At 41.9% G+C, this 20,422-nt stretch carries 24 protein-coding genes; 12 read left to right on the plus strand and 12 right to left on the minus strand.

From position 1 onward, the window contains the following. On the minus strand, positions 1-387 hold a 387-nt coding region (locus BCU12_RS03060; protein WP_133153802.1), incomplete at its 3' end, for a hypothetical protein. 263 nt (positions 388-650) lie between these two features. Between BCU12_RS03060 and BCU12_RS03065 the strand changes: the two genes are divergently transcribed. Both BCU12_RS03065 and BCU12_RS03070 read left to right on the plus strand, forming a co-directional pair. Continuing rightward, positions 651-1,925: an AAA family ATPase gene (locus BCU12_RS03065; RefSeq protein ID WP_241909734.1), complete on the plus strand. Its 1,275-nt coding sequence runs from the start codon at positions 651-653 to the stop codon at positions 1,923-1,925. Then, positions 1,925-2,575: an HNH endonuclease gene (locus BCU12_RS03070; protein ID WP_102402922.1), complete on the plus strand. Its 651-nt coding sequence runs from the start codon at positions 1,925-1,927 to the stop codon at positions 2,573-2,575. The genes BCU12_RS03065 and BCU12_RS03070 overlap by 1 nt, the downstream gene beginning before the upstream one ends. Positions 2,576-2,783: 208 nt before the next feature. Here BCU12_RS03070 and BCU12_RS03075 read toward each other — a convergent pair whose 3' ends face one another. The 5 genes from BCU12_RS03075 to BCU12_RS03095 all read right to left on the minus strand — a co-directional run bounded on the left by BCU12_RS03075 (position 2,784) and on the right by BCU12_RS03095 (position 5,653). Continuing rightward, positions 2,784-3,362, minus strand: coding sequence for a hypothetical protein (locus BCU12_RS03075; protein ID WP_102402923.1), 579 nt, complete (start codon positions 3,360-3,362; stop codon positions 2,784-2,786). Continuing rightward, positions 3,362-3,781 carry a hypothetical protein gene (locus BCU12_RS03080; RefSeq protein ID WP_102402924.1) on the minus strand — a complete coding sequence of 140 codons (420 nt, stop codon included), beginning with the start codon at positions 3,779-3,781 and terminating at the stop codon, positions 3,362-3,364. Before BCU12_RS03080 ends, BCU12_RS03075 begins: the two co-directional genes overlap by 1 nt. After that, on the minus strand, positions 3,768-4,592 hold the full coding sequence (locus BCU12_RS03085; protein ID WP_102402943.1) for a hypothetical protein: 825 nt from the start codon (positions 4,590-4,592) through the stop codon (positions 3,768-3,770). The genes BCU12_RS03080 and BCU12_RS03085 overlap by 14 nt, the downstream gene beginning before the upstream one ends. A 250-nt stretch (positions 4,593-4,842) precedes the next feature. Then, a complete protein-coding gene (locus BCU12_RS03090) occupies positions 4,843-5,391 on the minus strand; it encodes a toxin YdaT family protein (protein WP_102402925.1) in 549 nt (182 codons plus the stop codon). Between the two features lie 52 nt (positions 5,392-5,443). Continuing rightward, positions 5,444-5,653: a helix-turn-helix domain-containing protein gene (locus BCU12_RS03095; protein ID WP_102402926.1), complete on the minus strand. Its 210-nt coding sequence runs from the start codon at positions 5,651-5,653 to the stop codon at positions 5,444-5,446. 125 nt (positions 5,654-5,778) lie between these two features. Between BCU12_RS03095 and BCU12_RS03100 the strand changes: the two genes are divergently transcribed. The 5 genes from BCU12_RS03100 (at position 5,779) to BCU12_RS03120 (ending at position 8,094) form a co-directional block, all read left to right on the plus strand. Next, a complete protein-coding gene (locus BCU12_RS03100; protein ID WP_102402927.1) occupies positions 5,779-6,462 on the plus strand; it encodes a LexA family transcriptional regulator in 684 nt (227 codons plus the stop codon). Positions 6,463-6,591: 129 nt separating this feature from the next. Then, a complete protein-coding gene (locus BCU12_RS03105) occupies positions 6,592-6,864 on the plus strand; it encodes a hypothetical protein (protein WP_102402928.1) in 273 nt (90 codons plus the stop codon). A gap of 163 nt (positions 6,865-7,027) precedes the next feature. Continuing rightward, positions 7,028-7,288, plus strand: coding sequence for a hypothetical protein (locus BCU12_RS03110; protein WP_102402929.1), 261 nt, complete (start codon positions 7,028-7,030; stop codon positions 7,286-7,288). Then, the gene (locus BCU12_RS03115) at positions 7,285-7,665 is read left to right on the plus strand and encodes a hypothetical protein (protein WP_102402930.1); all 381 of its coding nucleotides are present in this window, start codon (positions 7,285-7,287) and stop codon (positions 7,663-7,665) included. Before BCU12_RS03110 ends, BCU12_RS03115 begins: the two co-directional genes overlap by 4 nt. 126 nt (positions 7,666-7,791) lie before the next feature. Further along, complete coding sequence (locus BCU12_RS03120; RefSeq protein ID WP_102402931.1) at positions 7,792-8,094, plus strand: hypothetical protein; 303 nt, start codon at positions 7,792-7,794, stop codon at positions 8,092-8,094. Between the two features lie 72 nt (positions 8,095-8,166). Here the strand turns inward: BCU12_RS03120 and BCU12_RS03125 are convergent, their stop codons facing one another. After that, complete coding sequence (locus tag BCU12_RS03125) at positions 8,167-9,801, minus strand: hypothetical protein (protein WP_102402932.1); 1,635 nt, start codon at positions 9,799-9,801, stop codon at positions 8,167-8,169. Positions 9,802-9,974: 173 nt separating this feature from the next. After that, entirely contained in the window at positions 9,975-10,754 is a 780-nt protein-coding gene (locus BCU12_RS03130; protein WP_102402933.1) for a nuclease-related domain-containing protein, read from the minus strand. A 205-nt stretch (positions 10,755-10,959) separates the two neighbouring features. Here BCU12_RS03130 and BCU12_RS03135 point away from each other — a divergent pair, with 205 nt between their 5' ends. Next, positions 10,960-12,105, plus strand: a complete 1,146-nt coding sequence (locus BCU12_RS03135) for an FRG domain-containing protein (RefSeq protein ID WP_102402934.1) — start codon at positions 10,960-10,962, stop codon at positions 12,103-12,105. Between the two features lie 35 nt (positions 12,106-12,140). Here BCU12_RS03135 and BCU12_RS03140 read toward each other — a convergent pair whose 3' ends face one another. Then, positions 12,141-13,322, minus strand: coding sequence for a site-specific integrase (locus tag BCU12_RS03140; protein ID WP_102402935.1), 1,182 nt, complete (start codon positions 13,320-13,322; stop codon positions 12,141-12,143). A 181-nt stretch (positions 13,323-13,503) separates the two neighbouring features. Between BCU12_RS03140 and sbcB the strand changes: the two genes are divergently transcribed. The 4 genes from sbcB to cdd all read left to right on the plus strand — a co-directional run bounded on the left by sbcB (position 13,504) and on the right by cdd (position 17,109). Next, positions 13,504-14,928 (plus strand): exodeoxyribonuclease I, encoded by a 1,425-nt coding sequence (sbcB, locus tag BCU12_RS03145; RefSeq protein ID WP_102402936.1) that lies wholly within the window; start codon positions 13,504-13,506, stop codon positions 14,926-14,928. Between the two features lie 61 nt (positions 14,929-14,989). Then, positions 14,990-15,352 carry a CidA/LrgA family protein gene (locus tag BCU12_RS03150; RefSeq protein ID WP_102402937.1) on the plus strand — a complete coding sequence of 121 codons (363 nt, stop codon included), beginning with the start codon at positions 14,990-14,992 and terminating at the stop codon, positions 15,350-15,352. A 3-nt stretch (positions 15,353-15,355) separates the two neighbouring features. Further along, positions 15,356-16,033 (plus strand): CidB/LrgB family autolysis modulator, encoded by a 678-nt coding sequence (locus BCU12_RS03155; RefSeq protein WP_102402938.1) that lies wholly within the window; start codon positions 15,356-15,358, stop codon positions 16,031-16,033. Positions 16,034-16,221: 188 nt separating this feature from the next. Beyond that, on the plus strand, positions 16,222-17,109 hold the full coding sequence (gene cdd / locus BCU12_RS03160; protein ID WP_102402939.1) for a cytidine deaminase: 888 nt from the start codon (positions 16,222-16,224) through the stop codon (positions 17,107-17,109). 66 nt (positions 17,110-17,175) lie between these two features. Here cdd and BCU12_RS03165 read toward each other — a convergent pair whose 3' ends face one another. Genes BCU12_RS03165 through BCU12_RS03175 form a run of 3 tightly spaced genes read right to left on the minus strand, consistent with a single transcriptional unit; the run spans position 17,176 to position 20,399 of the window. Further along, a complete protein-coding gene (locus BCU12_RS03165) occupies positions 17,176-17,649 on the minus strand; it encodes a response regulator (protein ID WP_102402940.1) in 474 nt (157 codons plus the stop codon). Continuing rightward, positions 17,636-18,973 carry an ATP-binding protein gene (locus BCU12_RS03170; protein WP_102402941.1) on the minus strand — a complete coding sequence of 446 codons (1,338 nt, stop codon included), beginning with the start codon at positions 18,971-18,973 and terminating at the stop codon, positions 17,636-17,638. Before BCU12_RS03170 ends, BCU12_RS03165 begins: the two co-directional genes overlap by 14 nt. A 7-nt stretch (positions 18,974-18,980) precedes the next feature. Then, the gene (locus BCU12_RS03175; protein WP_102402942.1) at positions 18,981-20,399 is read right to left on the minus strand and encodes an SLC13 family permease; all 1,419 of its coding nucleotides are present in this window, start codon (positions 20,397-20,399) and stop codon (positions 18,981-18,983) included. Positions 20,400-20,422: the final 23 nt, after the last annotated feature.

Here is a 20,422-nt window from a genome sequence, read left to right on the forward strand (position 1 = left end):
AAAGAAAGTACTATATGTAGACCACCAAATTTCGTTAGGTAAACCAACACTGTTCTCAGGGGCGATACCTAACAAATAAGAAAGTGCAATAAAAGCCATCCATAGAGCCGAAAATACACCTAAGAGCCAATACGCTTTGGTTGTAGTTCGAAGGTCTGACGGGAAGTGTTTTTTATTCTCACGATAGTACTCGTCCACCAGGTCTTGGAGCGCAACTTTCAGCTCACTTTCTGTATTTCTACGAATCGGGCGGGTGAATTTTTCAAAATGCGTGGTACTTAAACTTGCTACAAATTCAATATCTTGATTGTTATCAAGAGTAAGATCAGCTTCGAACCCTTTGTATTCAAATTGTTTTAACGTATTTACGTGTTCAATTTTCCTCATTGCTATTTCAATCCAGAGTTAGGTAACCTTGCATCACTATGCACATGAAAATCAAATATATCAACAAAGTTTATTTATAACAGTATGTTACAGATGATATCACATCAACAATATGCTATCCGAAATGAAATAGCCACAACACAATGAAACAAACCAATACACTAAATTTATTTATATAGAAACATTGCTCTTCCTATATACAAACAATGAGTTACATAGTGTAAAATGTTGATTAACTAGATCAAAGCACTGGGCATACCAGAATGAAAATTCAGAAAATAAAAATTAAAAATTTTAAGTGCTTCAGCGAGCTTGAAGTCGAACTGAATCAAGAATTCAATATCTTAATTGGTGATAATGCTACTGGTAAAACAAGTTTCCTGGATGCAGTCTCTTATGCATTAGGTACGTACTTTATTGGCGTAAAAAAAGTTAGTGGGGACAGTAACATTGAGCTTCGGTCCTTAAAACATTGTGAAAAGAGAACTACTGTCACTGACACCCACATTAACTATAAACTTCCTTTTAAAATCACTCTCGACCACACCATTGGAAAGAATATCTTCAGTTGGTTTCGAGACACCGACAAAACGGAGGGTGGGTCTACGTCATATAAAGATGCGAATGATCTCATCGATTTTTCTTCAGAACTGTGCCGAAACATATTTGAAGAAAATGACACCACAACTCTGCCTTTGATTGCATATTATGGAACTGAACGTTTATTTAACGAAAGAGCTCAACGCAGTCGCAAAGCCTCTACGAGGCTTGATGGCTACGTTGCCGCTTTAGACCCACGATCTTTTTCAGAGCGTTTTGTTAACTGGTTTGCAGACTATGAAGATTCAATTTTAAAACTAGGCAGAGACCCTGAGCTTTATAATGCTTTCTGTCAAGCAATAACCACCATGGTTCCTGGTTGGGAAAAAATCACATATAGCCATCAACACAAAACTTTAATGGCCAAATCCCATGATGGCGCATGGGAAACTTTTAACATGCTTAGTAGCGGCTATAGAAATATAATCCGATTGGCCGGCGATATTGCTTACCGTGCTATAAAACTTAACCCCCACCTAAAAAGTGAAGCTGTGATCGCTACTGAAGGTGTAGTTCTAATCGATGAATTAGATATGCACCTACATCCAGATTGGCAAAAAACTATAGTTTCATCATTGAAAAAAGCCTTTCCTAGCATCCAGTTTATTGTTACGTCTCACTCAGCCTTCATTATCCAATCTGTAAAAGGCTCAGAAGTAATCAAACTAAGTAAGTTTGGCATCAAAACAGTATCGGACAATACTCATTTAAAGGGGCTAGAAGATATTGTAGAAGACGAAATGGAAGTTAAAAATGCTAGGCGTAGTGAACAGTATCAAGAATATATGAAATTAGCTGAAAAATACTTTTCACTCCTCGAAGAGGGTAGCGATAAAGATATTAATGCTTTAAGAGAAAAGTTAGATGATATTGAGTACCAATTTAACGATGATCCGGCATTAGTCGCTTTACTCCAAGCAGAACGAAAGAGCTCTTGATGCGACCACTAAACAAATCGATTAAAGCGTTTCCTCCTAATAAGTTAATATACAATCCTTACGGGAGCTCAAAAAACGAATTAATTCAAGCCATTGGGCACTATTGCTCTTACTGTGAAATCTATGTACCTTTCGCATCATTAGAAGTTGAACATGTTAGGGATAAGAATACGCATACTAAACGTACATACCTATGGCGTAACTTCGTTTTAGCTTGCAAAAACTGCAATACTATTAAATCCCAAAAACCAGTAACCGGTATGTACTTTCCGACAGTTCATAATACTTTCGAAATATTCACGTACAATTCATCGGGCCAAGTTAAAGTGAACGCAACGCTCTTATCAACTGTTAATGAGCAAACAAAAGCTACAAACTTAATTAAGCTTGTAGGCTTGGATAGAGTCCCTGGCCATAAAGATCTTAGTGACAAAGATAAACGATGGGAAGAAAGGATGCGTACTTGGCAGTTGGCTGAAAGGTATCTAAAAAAATTTAGATCTAATAAAGCTGACGAAGAAACGATTATTGATTTAGCTAAAGCCCGTGGTGGCTGGTCAATTTGGATGTCAGTTTTCGATAATCATCCATCCGTAAAAACCGAGCTTATAAATCAATTTAATGGCACACAAACTAAATATTTTCCATAGTAATAACTTCAGCCCCCAAATGGGGGCTTCCATAAATCAACAAGCGATGGTGTTGATGTAGGCCGAAGGTCAGAACTGCCTACGCCTACATAACACCACAGCGTGGTATCGCCCACCATATCTACGCTCTAACGATTCAGCGCACAACTCACAATCCAAATTATCAGTTACACGATTCAACATTCCCGTTTGAATTGGGCTCTATTTACTAAGCCACTTCCTTCTCCCGTTCTACCCTATCCTGCAACGCTAAGGCTGCGGCGTTGCGTTTGGCGGTTAGGTAGTTAACCAACTTCGCTAATATCGGTTCGTACTTCTTGAAGCGTGAGAACGTGATGGGTAGCTTTTGGCAGAAGAACGCGAACCGGGTTTCTTGTGTCCACCCTATTCGGCCACCGTCGCAGCATGGGCAGGTTCTTCTTGCTCGGTTCTTAGCAGTGTATTTACCGCTACCGTTGCATTCAGGGCAAACTTGGCCAAACTGTTGAGTCGCTTCTGCAATGGCTGTCACCACCAAAGCCTCTAACGCCTTTTCTGGGAATGGGCCTCGCCATGACTGCATTAACATCTGAGCCTCAACCAAGGTCGCTTTGCATAAGGTTTTGTAGGCATGTTGGTCTGCTATGCACTCAACAAACAGCACTAGAAAGCCAACGGGTGAATCCTTCCATGCTAAGCCTACCGTTGCCAGTTGTTCTTCCAGTGACAGTAACGCCCTCCCCCCTAGCGATGGTTCGTAGTTGATCCCTTTGACGTTGAATTTAGCTATTATCTTTTCAAACTTCATTATGCCCTCGCCCCCATTGCTGCGACTCTTGCAAATACCGAGCTTATTTCAAACTGCTCTGGTAGTGGTCGCTCAATATCGCTGATTGGTTTCACGTTTGATTTGTCGTGCAAACGCATTGTGTTTCGCTTCGGTAAAGACCCAGCTCGCGCTTTATCGGCGTACTTTCTCAACGCCTTTTTGTACTTCGCCCTGGCATCACGTTCACTTAGGTATCCACGGCACATAAAACCCACCTCTTGCGCTGCCCAATACTCAATATCCCCTTTCGGTTTTGAACGGATCATTCGTGCAAACGCTTCATCCATATCAACCAGTTCTTCACGCCCCATCGACACGAACTTGGGCAAGCTTGGCGGCCACTCGTCTTCCCCAAGCAACGATTGATTTACAGCGCGACGAATATCACTCACCGACATTGTGGTAATCGCTTGAACCCAAGTCGATGGTAGTGCCTTGTTCGGCCACTTCGCTCCGTATGCCTCGACAAACTTGGCTTGAATCCAATCGGGAATGCTCAGTTGGATCACCTGATCGTCCACTTGGTGTGGCAGTGTGTCCGTAGCGTTCGAGCAGTTCTGCGTTGTGTTGATCGACTCGGTTTTGTTGATGGCTTGGCTTAGCAGTGCTTGATTGATTGGTTTCATGATCATCATTCCATCGTTCTTGATTCAAGTATGTCGTGAGGTGCAGCTTGTCGAACCCAAACTGGCGGTTGGCTTTGCGTGTTTGAATGTCTTGGCAGAGCTTGTTGGTGAACTCTTGAATTGGATCACTCTGGGCTTTCACCGAGGCTTTGAATTTTGCCAATGCATGTTTCTTGGCTTTCTTGGTTGGAAACTCAGCCCACAGCCGCTCAAAGCACGATTCAGCCTCAAAGATATGATCAATATTGTTAGTAGTCTCTGGTAGTCTCTGTGTAATCTCTGTTTTAGTTTGGCGGTTTTGTGCAGTACTGGTTGGCGCATTTGTACTGCACTGTTTGGCGGATTGCGCCAAACTAGTTTGCTCTAATTGTGCAACCAAGTTTGGCTCATTAATTCTGTAGAATATTCGACACGGAACGCCCTGCTTTTTCTCTTCAAGAATGCCTATCTGACGCAGTTTTTTACGCGCTGTATCTAACTCCCTGCGTGTCATTCCAGTTTCTTCTTCCCATTCACACTGAGTTTTATAGAACCAACCTGAAGCGTTCGTTCTGCGGCTCCAATAAATCGATTGGCTCAGCATTAACGCACCTGTAATACCGATACCCAGTTTCACGAATGGCCGATGAAAAGCGATGGGGCGATCTAGAAATTCAATCATTTCACTACCCTCGCCTTCATTGATTCCAGTATTTGCTTGGCTTTAGTGCGCGACACAACAAACCGACAGTTGCCGTTGTTTGCTATCCACAGCATTTGGCCGAAGTAATTTTGATAAGAAAGACTCATTGCACAAAGTTCTCTTGATTGTGTTGAACACAGCAAATAGGTGGTCAGCCTTTTTGCGCCATTAACGTTTCAATGTACTGAAGCAAAGGATCGTGAGAGCCGGCGCTTTCTTGCAGTTCTTTGTAAGCTTCGCGAAGCTGGTCATGCGTCGCGTGTTCACTTAAAAGAAGTACTGAGCGGAAAGCTTCTGATGATTCTTTGCTGAAATCGGCCAGTAGTTGGTCGCGGTTTGCCATTGTTTTGCACGAACCAATCGCCGCTACTGAATAACCAAGCGGGTTTAAGAACTGGTTGAGCGCAGCGGTTGCCCTCGCCTTTGGCATAGATACGATGATGGCAGGAAGCAGATCCATCACGTTGGCTTTTGCTTCAATACTGGTTCGGCTAATGTAGCGAAACAGGTTTTGAGTATTGTTTGGGTTGTTCAAAGCAGACGGCACTTTGAGAATGGGCTCTGGTTGGCAATCCTCCTCTTCGAAGATTTTCATCTTGTGATAGAAGCGAGAGACGTATTCGGCGATCTGTTCTTTGGTTGCGTCACTTCGCCATGCGACGACTGCGTTATGCATAACGCTTTTTAAACTGGGCTGCATAAGTGTTCCTTACTTTTTGGTTACCCTGAATGTTGGTGATCAGGCAAAGTTGTTATTCGGTAGTATTCTCTTCGTGGTCACTCAGTAACTCTTTAACTGAAACCTTTCCGCCAGTAGCTTTAGAAATTGCACGTATATACCTCGCAGGAGCTTGGTGCTTTCGGTTAATCCAGTTCCATACGTGTGATTGGCTGACACCTAATAACTTTGCTAATGGCGTTTGTCCTCCTAAAATTTCTGTTGAACGTTTAATGGCTGACATTTTTTCCTCTCAGCTAATTACAACTTAGGTTGTTTATTTAATTACAACTTTTGTTGTTTGTCAAATAACACGTTTTGTTGTGATAATGAACATATCCGAAAGGGTTTAATTAGAGGGGTTTGTAGATGAGTCTTGCTGATCGAGTAAAGCAACGTAGGAAAGAGCTAGGGTTATCTCAAGCGGAACTAGCTGAAAAAGTAGGTGTTGCTCAGCAGTCTATTCATAAGATAGAAGATGGCAGAACTTCTAAGCCTCGTAATATCGTTCAGTTAGCTGAAGCATTGCGTTGTGATGCTAGTTGGCTACATGGTTTATCTAATCCATTTCCAACGACAACCACGAACCCTGCATCACCAATCGAAGTGAAAAAAAATGCACTTCCAGACATTATATTCATAGATGAACCAGAACTCAGTTTGCACAGAGTTCCTATTCTAAGCCAAGTCCAGGCAGGCTCTTGGGGTAAAGTCGACCTTGATACAACAGACCTTCAGTATCAAATCACGACTAAACATTTACCACAAAATGCTTTTGCAATGAGAGTTACTGGAAATTCTATGACGAACCCTCACGGCTCCCCTTCGATTCCCGCAGGGTCTATCGTTATAGTTGAACCATGTAGTTGTCCTGACAACGGAAAAATTGTCGTTGCGACGCTGAATGATGCCCCTGAAGCTACCATTAAAAAATTAGAAATTGATGGTCCTCAGAAGTTTTTGCTACCACTTAATCCAAAATATGACCCTATTCCAATCAACGGAAACTGTCGAATCGTTGGGTATGTTAAGCAAGTCATAATGGACTTATAATTCAAAATATCTAGAAGCTCGCTTTTCAGCGGGCTTTTTTATTTCCTTAAATAACAACTTTAGGTGTTGACACTATTGAAACTTTAGTTGTAAGGTTAAATACAACCTAAGGTGTTAAAGGGAATCGAAATGACAACTTTGAATATTAAGACCATCAACAAAACTCTAGAAGGCTCCAAAGCAATTCAGCTTCATAAATCGAGCTTTGAGTATTACCTGGCAAACACGCCAAAAGACGACCCACTCTATGACGAGCTTCAACAGCTGATCAAACTCAGCAGCCAATGCGAAAACGTGGAGTTTAGTGTGGGCAGTGAAGACGCACTCATCATCAATCAGTTCAACGCTCTTTCTGACCAACTGAGCAATAAGTTGAGCGGAATAGTGATGGCAAGTGCCTAGAAAAGAGAAAACCCCTATCGGTGACCAAACCAATAAGGGCTTACTTTGTGCAATGAGAACTTTCGTTTAGAACCAAAGCCTCGCAATCAAGTATATACAGGGCTGACCACTCTGACAAGCGTCTACCTGATTGCGGGGAATCACCCCAAATAAGGACAATGCAATGAGTACTTTAGAGCTAAGGAACAATCACGAAACGTTTATTGATAAGCATATACGCCAAATCTTAAAGGCCGAAGGTTACGAGTCAAACGAGATCAGCCGTGGTTGTGATCATGCTATTGAAACCTATCGAACTACGGCTACTTTTGGTGGTGCTCGCGGCGGTAAAGCTTTTGATTACTGCCTAGCCCGAGCCAAACAACTACTTTCACCCGTTAAGAAGAAAGCGGCACTCAATGTTAAGAAGAGAAAATCGGCATGAGTGACGAACGTAAGAAAAAACTGGCAGCAAACCGAGCCCAACGCTTGCGTGATAAACGTAAGAACGCCGGCGAATTAGATATTCGGGTTTCACTTTGTCATCAGGAACAAAAGAAGCTCGACGAGATATGCCGGTTCTTTTCTTACCCTTCCGAGCCTAGCTCTCATGTTGAAACGTTGCAGTCACTCATTCACCGAGTTCACGCTGAAATACCTACGATTGAAAATGATTTGGGTGCATGCAGCAAGTGCGGTGAACAATTACCACTTGGTTGCGCAAAGTTACGTGAGGGCGGTTTATTCAAGGGTGATGCAATGTGCTGGCACACAATTAACCGAGTGCGGCTAATGCCAAGCATTAAGGATGCAAGCTTATGAAGATGTTACTGATATACGGCGTTATCTGTGTTGTTTTTTACGTGTGTTACATGCAAAGCAATAAAACTTCAGCGAAATAATATAAGCCGACTGACCAACGGCCAATCAATAAAAGGAATTAGTGCAATGAGCTACTCTCAAGATTCAAATCAAAGCGTCTCTTTTTCATACACGCCACCAGCATTCGTAGCGACCAAACAGCCGTCATCTCAACCCGCTGTTTATGATGCTAAGAAATACTATGAGTCATCTAACACGATCATGTGCCATCAAGAGGTTCTAGATTTCTTCAGTAAAAAACGCACTACAATCATCGCTTGGCGTAACCACCGAGGCTTCCCCGACCCTATAAGCAAAGCCCCACTCCGTTGGATTCGTGCCGCTGTCATGGAATGGGTTGAGCATGAGGGTGGTTTTAAGGGCGAGTGATGTAGTTATTCTAACGAGGAAGGTTTCTAACGAGTGCAAATCAATTGCCAGTAATCTACTCCTACTACCGTTTCACGTTTTTCTGCTATTAATACTCCATATGAGAATTGCAATTATTAATAGTAGGCCTGTTGAAATACCCAATGATACAAGAGGACTATTTAAGGTTTTTAGCGAAGGCCAAATTTCCTTAACAAATGGGTGAATCACAAATTCAGCTAAACTTGTTGCTCCAACTAAACCGAAAACAAATGTTAACCAACGGTCACTACGAGTTTTAGCTTTATCTACCCTAAATCTCTGTTCATCAAGGTGATATCTAGCGGACTCTTTCGCTGATCCAACTAATCTTGATGTACCGAACTGTTCAATCAAGTAAGAAAGTGCTGATGATACTTCACCAGAGTTGCTACTTTGGTGAAGCATACTTTCTGAACTTGCGAGTGTTTCATAAGCACTCAATAAATAGTCATTGCTAAGAGGGTTGCAGGCCCAAGAGCAGGCTCTCGCAATTTTTAGATTATGGTACTCTATATGCTCAGTTCTAGCCTGGTTTTGAAAAATCTTAGTCGGGGTATTAAGATCTTCCCATACATTCTCTGGACTATTCGTAGGTTTCAACCATGTCCATAGAAAAATAGAGCGATTTGCGTGTAAACAATAATCTTCAAATAACCTTAAATCGGGAGGAAGATTAGGTACGTTACTAATGCCGTCAGTTCTTAATAGAATTTTCGATATTGAGTCCGAAAAGCTTTTATATAGGTCGTCTTTTGTATCTGGTTGATTTTTGAATCGGAGTAGCGCAACTGATGGGCGGCCTTGCCATATAAAGTTATGAGGGGGCGTTTGTTTTTCGTTTTCATCAGCAACCACCACACCACTCAACACATTACAATATATCGAACGACAAATTTCTACTGTTGATTCGCACGATTCATCGTTTTCAGTACCAGCAATTTTATGCAAAAACCATTCAAAGCCTGCTAGGTGGAACGATTGCCCTCCGCTACTAAGCGATTCGTCCAGCACCTTTTGGCTGTGCTTTTTCATTTTTTTAATAATCTTTTTCGCTTTCTTTCCAGCAACATGCTCTCCAGCAATAGAAAGTTCATTTTCAAACGCATTTTCCAATACAACCTTAGCATCAGACTCTTGGATTTTGGAACTAAGCCATATTGCCTTGAATCCGCGTTTGTAAATATTTACGACTTCTGACAAGAAATCACTTTCTTCTAAACCATCCCATGAAGCATCAAATTGAAAACTTAGTATTGTAATTCCATCTGAATAGATTTTCACTGAAGCATATAACGGTAGTTGGCAATCTCCGTCATCAAGAACTATTGGTGGTAAGCTAGCTCGTAAATAGGGTAACCCTCCATGAAGTAGTTCACTTTCGTGGAAGGCAATTTCATAAGAGTTAGCTAAATCCGCAACTATATACTCTGGCACATGTTCGCCAAATTCTATTTCCCAACTTGCTCCTGGAGTTACTGTTCGTTTAGGTGTATTGATCTCAAATTGAGCTTCACCATTAGTATCAAGATAAATACACTTGAAATCAGAAAAGTACACTGACTGAGAGAAGCCAGCCTTCAATAATCTATCAGCTGTTTTAAGCAAGTTGACTTTAGCAACATCGAAACCTATCGAATAATTATAAAATGCATTGGCTTGGTATACCGTTAACGATTTTTGAGGCAAAACAATACCTTTCAAATTTTCAAAGATGGGGTTGGCGGAAATGTTAGATAGTTGTAGTTAGTATCATCTTAATCCATAGATAAAACCATCATTTTCTATGAGAATTAGTTAGTTATGCATGTCCACTCTAATCTTTATAGATGCTTATATTATCAACAGAGATAAAACATACATTATACTTTATCTCTGTTGATATTTTGAAGGTGGTACTTATCAGTTTCTCTTCCTACAGGTAATCTCTCTGATTCGATGGTTTCTTTGATTTTATTTATTTCAGCTGAACTAAACCATTCGCCTTCATATGCCGCTAGTTTTTTTTCAAGCTCTTGTAGACGAGTAACTATTAGAAGTGGGTTACCGGTGTCCCAATTCAATGGCTCTTTTGTGCGGGTGAAGACGACGGTGTTAATAAATAACGCGTTATCAAGATTGAGTAATTTGTCTAAAGCGGCAATATGTGTCTCATTTTGCCATGTTGGGCTATAGAAACGGTTGCTTGTTTCCCCTAGGTGTTGAACCCACTGCATTTCATCGAGATTAGCTAAAATTGTTCCGCCAAAGTTTTTTGTCTCTATGACAAATACACCTGCTTTTGTGATTAGAACATGATCTATCTGAGCTGTTCTGTTTTTGTAATGAATAGTCACATTAGACAAAAATTGGCTATCCGTATTCTTACATAATTTACTTAGCTTTTTATTTACCTTGGCTTCACCTTGCTTGCCTTTAAATTTATTCGTCGATGTATAGACAACACCGACAATCAAAGCGGCAAGCAATATCAAAGCAACGGGCCAAAACCCTGTTTCAATAAGAGCAACAATCGCCCAGATAGACATAACAATAATACCTAGAAAAACCAAGCCCAAAGCAAATTCTAGTAGCTTAATAGCCCAACCCAAAATACAAAGGGCTAGTAAACCAAGTAATACAATTGATAAAAATGTCTCCATGCATAAGCTTCCTTGTTTTCGGCTATACGTCCGTGATCAGAAATGAGGCATTCTGCATAGCCTACCTCAGATATTAACTAACAATTATTCTAAAACGTTGTTCTAAGTAACATTATATTAATTTAGTCTATGTTTTTTAATCGTGAATAGAGCCAATCTTTGCCTATTGCTTTATGCTATTCAAGTCATAAAGTGAGGTCTTAGAATGGATAACGACAATTTTAGTGGTGACTGGAGGCTACCCCAAAACAAAAGTGACTGTGCCTATCGCTTTGTAATTTCAAAAACTCTTGAACCCAACGGACTGAGAGGAACCGTTTCTCTATTTGAAAGTATCGTAGATGACTTAGGGAGGGAGCATTCTTATTGGCTATGGCACAAAATTGAGGCAAGAGTTGTCAACGATGTATTAATAGGTAAGTCCGTAGCTACGACCTTACACCATGAGAATGGTGAGCTACTTAGTAGTGATATGGTAAAGGATATTATTAACACAGGAAAAATCCAGTACCCCAAATTTTTTACGTTTGAAGCAAAACAGTTAGAAGGTGCTCTTGATATAAAATGGGAAGTAACTTATCCAAACGGATTTAAAACTGAAAATTCAGGAATATTTAGTAAATCAATACTTCCTTCAAGAACCACCATACCTATTCAACGAAAAAGTTGGGAAGGATTCAAAAAATGGGCTTTTGAACAAAAGGATGGTCTTTGGTTTCGTGGCCAAGCTTCTCCGAAACCGCTTCAATCATCATTTCACCGAACGGGCAACGCCGATATCGTATACTACTTTGATGAGTTAATTCCTGTTTTAGAAGATCACATCAATTCTGTATCCGCATATTGTTACAACTCATTCAGCGATAGAGACTTGGGAGCACTTCTTAATTTAGCACAACACCATGGATACCCAACACCACTTTTAGATTGGTCATTAAGCGTATATGTCGCTGCTTTTTTTGCTTTTGAAAATCGCTATTCCCTATCTCCTAATGATGACCCCGTTATTTTTGTATTAGATGAACGAAAACTCATAAGTGATAAGAATGGTCGAGGAGCTACAATTAGAACTCCAATCCCAACCGTAAATTCAGTAAAGCTTGCCAATATCAGCAACCCTAGAGCTCTTCCTCAGCAAGCTATGACGATGTATTCCAATGTCGTTGATATTGAACAGTACTTACTAAACCAATTAGGCTCTGAAGATATACAGGCTATTAGTATCCCAGCAGAGGAACGCGATATAATTATGAGAGACTTAAAGTCCATGGGGATTAATTGGTCAACACTTTTCCCTGGATTGGACGGTGTGTGCAAGCAACTCAAATTTAACCACTTTGAGTATAAGTAAGATCCCTAATACGAGCCGTTTTAGTTAAAGTACTTCTATATAGCCTCCAACTCTTTCTTCACTTGCTCAAACAACGCTTCGGAAAATGTCTCATACGCATCTTTCTGATCGGCTAGCCAGTCATGCTTGTTATACACGCCCATTACACCGGTTAACTCATGCCCGAGCATCTTCTCTGTTACATGTGGCATTGCTTTTAGCTCTGAACATATCGTTGATATGCTTCGTCTAAAGTCATGCGTTCGCCAATGCGTGAGCGTCATTGAATCACGCAGGCGTCTTATATAGCGATTAGCAGCAGAGATGCTGATTGGTTTGTGCAGCGATGCACCAGGGAAAAGGTAGTCATCGTAAATATTCATCAACCGTTCTAGCATCGGTTTAATGTGTTTGGGGATGGGCCTGCGAATGGTGTTACCCATTTTGCTCAGTTCAGGTGGTACGGTCCAAACGTCATTGACCATATCAAAGTGAGCACGCCTTGCTAAACGTAGCTCTGATAATCGGTTACCCCATAACATTGTCATGAGATGTAAGTTCTTGGTTGATGTACCCGCTTTACTGCGTTCTATTGCTATCCAGACTTTTGCTAACTCGGGTAACGTGAGTACTCTGTCCCCCGCTTTCGATGGTTCGCCTACATCTTGCTGTTTGAGTTTTTCAAAGTGGGTGCCGTCTATTATGAATTTTGATTTACAGAAGTTAAGGCAGGCTCTCATTTTGGAAAATGCTGAATTCGCAGTTTTAGGGTTCTTCTTGGCTATGCCATCAAACCACTGCATCCACTCTCGGGCTGTTACCTTTTCAACATTCACATTAGGGAATGCATTGTAGAAGTAGTTTTTCGCGACGGATTCATACAGCACCCTGGTCCCGTGCTTTTGATGAGCGACTTTGTTCTCAAACCAAAAATCAAGGCACTCTTTGAGAGTGACAAAATCTGTCTCGCCTGTGATGGCGATCTCTGGATTTCGTCCTTCTTCTTTAAGCTCTAACATCCTTTTGTGGATTTGCCTTGCATTCTTTAGGCTGATTATCGGATACTTGCCTATACGAATGCGTTTGTTTATTCCGTTGTGGCGGCACCGGTACTGGAATGTGATGTTTGCTTTGGGCGATATCTTTGCAATTAGCCCCTCACCATCCTTTAATTCTGCCGTTCCAGCGTACTCGCTAAGTTTAGCGATGGCCTTTAGTTGTTTGTCGGTTATGCTCAATTTTCTTCCTTAAAAATTTGGACACAGCGCTTACTAAAAATAGACACATATATGGACGCAAGTGCAAATGTGAACGACGAAAAAACACTAAAACCGAATAGAAAATATAGCACAAAATACGCAGTTAAGCGATTGATTCTAAAGGGCCGCTTTGAAGAATTCTAACCATAATGAAAACAATATGAATAACAACGATCAACCTACCTTCTTCTTTTTCGACTATGAAACTTGGGGCACGAGTCCAGCGAAAGATCGCCCAAGCCAATTTGCAGGCGTTCGTACAGACGAAGATTTCAATATTATTGGCGAGCCTCTTGTTATTTATTGCCAACCACCTGCGGATTATTTGCCAGCTCCGGAAGCTGCTCTAATAACGCGAATTACGCCTCAGAAAGCGCAGTCGCAAGGCCTACCAGAGCCAGAATTTATAGCAAAGATCCATGAAGAACTTGCAAAGCCGAATACGACTAGCCTTGGTTACAACAACATTCGATTTGATGATGAAGTCACTCGCTACACTTGCTATCGTAACTTTATCGACCCGTACGCTTGGAGTTGGCAAAATGGCAATTCACGTTGGGATTTACTCGATGTCATGCGTGCCTGCCATGCGCTCCGACCTGACGGTGTTGAGTGGCCAGTAAATGAAGAAGGCTACACAAGCTTTAAGCTAGAACACCTTTCAGTTAAGAATGGCATAGAACATGAAAATGCGCACGATGCGATGGCCGATGTTATAGCAACAATAGAAATGGCCAAAAAGCTAAAGGCTGCCCAACCAAAGCTGTTCGGGTATTTCTTAAGTATGCGCCATAAGCGGAAGCTCAATGAATTGATCGATATCGTTAACATGACGCCTTTGATGCACGTCTCTGGCATGTTTGGTCGTGATTGCAATTACACCAGTTGGATTGTGCCTATGGCTTGGCATCCAACCAACAAAAACGCCGCTATTGTGATTGATTTGGCTAAAGACCCGTCACCACTGCTTGAATTAGATAGTGATGAACTACGCGAGCGTTTATACGCCAAACGCAGCGAATTAGCGGATGACGAATTGCCTGTTCCCATCAAGTTACTGCACATAAACAAGTGTCCTATTCTTGCTCCAGCTAAGACTCTTACTGCTGAAAATGCAGAGCAAATAGGTATTGACCGAGAGCAGTGTCTAAAAAATCTTGCAATGCTGCGCCAGCACCCTGAAATTCGTGAAAAGTTGATCGCGTTGTACAGCGTCGATCGCGAATATGAACAAAGCAGTGATGTAGACACAAAACTCTACGAGGGCTTTTTCTCTCCAGCCGACAAGGCGTCGATGGAAATAATCCGCTCTACAGAGCCGTCGCAACTCGCTGCGCTTGATATTACGTTTAGTGACGAGCGAATTGACCCGCTGCTATTTCGATACCGCGCAAGACACTACCCTTTGACATTAAGTGAACAAGAGCAATTACGCTGGGGCAGCCACTGCCGAGAGTACTTCGAAAATAACATCGAAGGGTATATGTTAAACCTAGAAAATCTTGTTCATGAACATGAAAGCGATGAGAAGAAAATAGCAATTTTGAAAGCGGTTTATCACTACGTTGAAAAGCTTACTTCTTAACTCGTTTAGTGGCTGAACCGCTTTCAAGCAATCCAAATATTAACAAGGCACCGCAATAGCTATGGCAATCAAATTGGCTAAGTATCTCGTATCTATGTTGCTTATAGTGACGAGTTTATTCATTGGCAACACCATTCAAGCGCTGTTAGAAACAGCCATACCCGGAAGTATTTTTGGGATGCTTATTCTGTTTTCGCTGCTCGCCAGTGGCCTCATTTCTGTCGAATGGGTTAAGCCATCAGCCACATTAATTATTCGATATATGATATTGCTGTTTGTTCCCATCAGCGTCGGGTTAATGCTCCATTTCGACACTTTGATTGAAAACGCGTTACCGATCTTAGTTGGTACAATAGGGGCAAGTTTCATTGTCTTAGTGTCGCTTGCTTATTTCTTAGATCGCCTACTTAAAAAAGGAGGATAAGTTATGTGGCTACCAATCACCGTCATCGTTTTCCTCTTTGCTCGCTGGGTTAGCCAGAAGATAAACAACCCATTATTTAACCCATTAATGATCAGTATTGGCATTCTAATTCCGATCCTGATCTGGCTAAAAGTACCGTACGAACAGTATTACCAAGACAACGCCTGGATTAATTACTTTTTGCAACCCGCCGTTGTCGCACTAGCCTACCCGCTCTACGAGCAACTTCCACAGATACGCGCAAATTGGAGAATTATAATGCTCGCGTGTGGTGTGGGTAGCGTTATGTCTATGTTCACGTCAACCATCATTGCCGTTTTTATGAAAGCAGAGCTAGAGCTGATAGCAAGTTTACTCGGTAAGTCAGTTACAACACCTATCGCTATGGAAGTCTCCAGTAGCCTTGGTGGTGAGCCAGCTATTGCGGCCATTTTTGTATTGCTTGTAGGATTGTTCGGTGCAATTTGTGCGTACCCTGTCTATTCCGTGCTTAATATCACACACCCAATCGCAAGGGGGCTCACAATGGGCACCGTTTCTCACGCACTTGGCACAGCGACGTGTGCAGAGAAATTCCCTAAAGACGCTGCTTTTAGCTCTCTTGCTCTCGTTGTTTGTGGTGTTATTACTTCAATATTAGCGCCGGCTTTCTTTTCCTTTGCTGTTTGGCTAATGATCTAAAGTGCTTTCATGTAACCATTTTGTTAATGGATTTAATCTATTATTCGATAACTAGTGACCCACAATTGTGTGACATCACTCTTACTGTGAAAATGAAGCTTTCATTACACCGTTAAGCGTGATAATGGTCACTGTTTTATGTTCTGTATTGAATAGAATGATAAATAGATAGAATAAGAGGTCACAAGATGAACACCCAACTTCAGCTCGCTCTAAACGATGCACCCGATGCCATTTCGCAGTTTCTTCGCCCTATTATTAGTGACAAAAGCTTCGATGCCACTATTTCGAAACAACAATTTCAAGAGCTTTTAGCGATCTCAAAACTCAATGACGCGGATTTACGTGTTGCACTACTCCCATTTGCTGCTGCTTTTTCATACGCACCTATCTCTAAGTTTTTCGTTGGCGCTATCGTTCGCGGTTTGTCAGGACGTCTTTATTTTGGTGCCAATGTCGAGATCGCAGGTGTTCAACTCGGTCAAACGGTTCATGCGGAGCAGTCAGCGATCAGCCACGCTTGGATGAAAGGCGAAGAAGGTGTGACGGATATAACCATCAACTTTAGCCCATGTGGCCACTGTCGCCAGTTTATGAATGAGCTCACTACCGCCAATGAGTTGGTTATTCAACTGCCTCAAAAAGAACAAAAATCTCTTCAGCAGTACTTACCTGAGTCTTTTGGGCCAGCAGATCTTGGAGTTACTGCAGGGCTTATGACAAAAGTTGATCACAACTATTCTTGTGGAGAAAATGATCCATTATTGGCCATTGCATTGGAGCGACTAAACACAAGCCATGCGCCCTACACCAAAAACTTAAGTGGTGTAGCAATACAAGTGAAAGGCGGTAAGATCTACAGTGGTGCTTACGCAGAAAATGCGGCGTTTAACCCTAGCTTACCTCCTCTGCAAGTTGCGATGATTCAACTTCTTCTTGATGGCGAGTCTATGAGCAACATTGAGAGTGCCGCGTTAATCGAGATGACAGAAGGTGATATCAGCCATGTAGCGGACACTCAGGCAACACTTGAAGCGATCAATCCGGATATTTCACTTTCTTACCTGACCATATAATCGTTCATAATTTTAGGTAATAAAAAGCTCAGCAATTGCTGAGCTTTTCTGTTTCTACCGCAAGGATTACCTTAGATGGGCAAGTAACACTTGTTGATCAAGTTCATTTTGATAATCAGAGTAATCAAGCCCTTGGTCAAATACATATTGGGTAACGAGCGTTCTGATGCTGCTCACCAATGTCTCGGCTTTCCAAGGTTTTTCAAAGTAGTGATTGATACCAGCGATATTTATTGCATCAATAGTATCTGAATGTGTTGCCTGACCGGTAAGCAAGATTTTTTTGGTGTGTAAAAAGCGCGTATCTTTTGACACTTCAGTTAGTAATTCGACCCCCGTCTTACCAGGCATGACATGATCCGATACCAGGACTGCGATCATCTCACCTTCGCAATCGAGCTCATCCATCAATTCAAGCACTTCATCTGCAGACTCACAATCTTCTATATTCAGCCAATGATTAAGCGGTTCAAGATCTTGCAGTACCGCGCTCAACACTTCTCGTTGGTCATCAACGCAAATTAAATTAAGCTTCTCCATGTTCATCCTCAATTGGTAACTTGATTCTAAATATCGTCTTCTCGCTATCGCTTTTCACTACGATGTGTCCGCCGTATCCAGCGACAATACGTTTTACGATAGAAAGCCCTAAACCTAACCCAAATGAAAGACCACCCTTTTTGGTCGTAAAGTTGGGCTGGAATATCTTCCTTCGAATTGATGGTTCTATCTCGGGGCCATTATTAGTGACCGTCACTAAAATTCGGTTGTTATGTACCCGTGTTTTGATCTCAATGATTGGTGCTTCAATGTTTTCCATGGCATCACAAGCATTCTTGATGATGTTCACCCAAACCTGAACGAGTTCTGTTTGAGATCCTCTAAACAATGGCAATTCTGCGGGTCTTATTTGAACAGACACTCTTCTTAAATCACTCTGCAGCAGCGCTACCGCTCGCTGAATGGTGTCATTGATATCTAGCTCTTCTTCTAGATCAATATCGGTGCGGCCTAACTGCTTCACTGATTTCACAATTCCAACAGTATGTTTAGACGCTAAGCGTAGATCGTGAATATCTCTACCCATTTGCCAATAGCGTATCGCCTCATTGGGTTCTTTTAACCAATGTTCACCTACCTCATCCATTTGGACCGCTCGAGCTAAGTCTCTTGCTGTATCTTTAGGGAGTTTGTACTTTTCTTCAAATAATTTGCCGCGCTTTCTCACTTCGCTTGAACTGCACTTTTGGCCTTGCATCAAGCCAAGATCAAAAAATTGGCTGGCTTCTGGGTGAACTTCTTCAAGCAACGTAAGTAGCACAGCTTCTAAACGTTCAGACTTGCTACTCACGACTCCGATCGCGTTATTTAATTCATGTGCAATGCCCGCTGCAAGCTGTCCTAACGTCGTCATTTGTTCGGCAGTATGTAATTTTTGAAGCGCTTGCTCTTTTGCAATGGCTTCTTGCGTCGCTCTACGCTGTCTACGGGATAACTCGTTCACGATTACCGGAGTAAACTGAGCTGTGATCGGCCCATATACACTCGGTTCATAGGCGTGCGTTTTTCTATCCACCCACGCTAGCTTCGTCTGAGTCGTTGTCACTACTGTTGATGAGGCAATCCACGTCTCTGAAAAGAAACTGTGTACGCCAATAAAAGCGCCTACCGAGGCTGAAAACACCTTCGTTTTAAGCTCAGCATTTTCGTTAAAATAGCCATCAAGCTCCCCTTCCAGCACGTAGAAAAGGCGGTCGTTATGTTCACCTTGTTCCAACACAACCGTGCCCGGCTCTAACGTAAGTTGCCTTTCTACATCACTAAAATATCGGCTTATTAGCTGTTTGAACTTTTCTTGTGGCATAAACTTATCAACCTATATGACCAACAGAATGCAGTATCCACACTAAGACAAAGCTAAGCATAACGCCAACCACACCCAAGATTACCCCTACCTTAGCCATTTGGTTCGTTTGGACGTGACCTGTGGCGTGAGCCAGTGCGTTTGGCGGTGTACTAATAGGTAAAGACATGCCCAATGACGCTGCAAAAGTCACCACTAGAATCAATGTTAATTCTCCACCTAATGGTGTTAGAGACGTCATCGAGGCACCTAGCGCAGCCATAATTGGCATTAACAAGTTGGCAGTTGCTGTATGCGACATGAAGTTTGCCATCAACAAACACAAGAAGGCAGCGCCAAATAGAACAACGTAAGGTGAATATGCATCAAACGGAATGCTATGAACCATCAACTGTGCAAGACCTGTTTTATCGAGTGCTAAACCAAGTGCTATACCACCAGAGACTAACCAAAGTACATCCCAGGATATTTTCTTAAGGTCTTCTTTATTAATAATGCCTGTAATCGAGAACACCGCAACTGGGATTAAAGCCACAGTGTAGGAGTTCATTCCATGAGAAGAACCCATTAGCCACAGAAGGATCGTCATTGCAAACGTGACGTAAACGACTATCGCTTTCGGCGTTTTTAGGAATTTACCTTTGATACTGAGTTCAATGGTTTTTTGGTCTGCTTTATAAATGAAGCCTATCAAGAACCAAGCGAGAGCCATCATAACCACGACAAATGGAACACCAAATGCCATCCACTCGCCAAAAGTAATGAGGTTATCCCCTACCAAATATTTCAGTGCTATCGCATTTGGTGGCGTACCAATAGGTGTGCCAATACCGCCTATATTAGCGGCGACAGGTATACACAATGCAAATGCGATTCGTCCGGGGTCTTTAGGGCTGAACACAGCGATAACAGGGGTCAATATGGATAACATCATCGCGGTTGTTGCCGTGTTCGACATGAACATCGAAAATATTCCGGTAATCAGCATTAACCCAAGCATCACGTATTTTGGTTGTTGACCAAATGGCTTCAATAAAACCCGCGCTAAGTTGACATCAAGCCGGTATTTCGTTGCGGCCATCGCCAAAAAGAATCCACCTAAGAAAAGCATGATAATTGGGCTTGAAAAGGTTGCCATGATCTCCTGATATTGAAGCAACTCTCCAAAGTGGGCTTGCCCTTCATCTAATCGAAAGAAGAACACGCCTTTGTTTGATACCATCAACAAAAGTAAGACAATGATAACCACAGAAGTTGCGTAAATAGGTATTGGCTCAAACACCCAACATAGCGCTGCAAGCAAAAATATCGCTATAACCCTTTGCTGAATAATAGTTAGCCCTTCAAATGGAAATGCAGATAAAGGCAACATAAGAATGATTAGGGGAGTAACGATGGGAATGATGTATTTCAAATACTGACGCATGGTATAGCAACTCTTCCTGAGAT

The sequence above is a fragment of the Vibrio sp. 10N.261.55.A7 genome (genome assembly GCF_002877365.1).
Classification (GTDB): domain Bacteria; phylum Pseudomonadota; class Gammaproteobacteria; order Enterobacterales; family Vibrionaceae; genus Vibrio.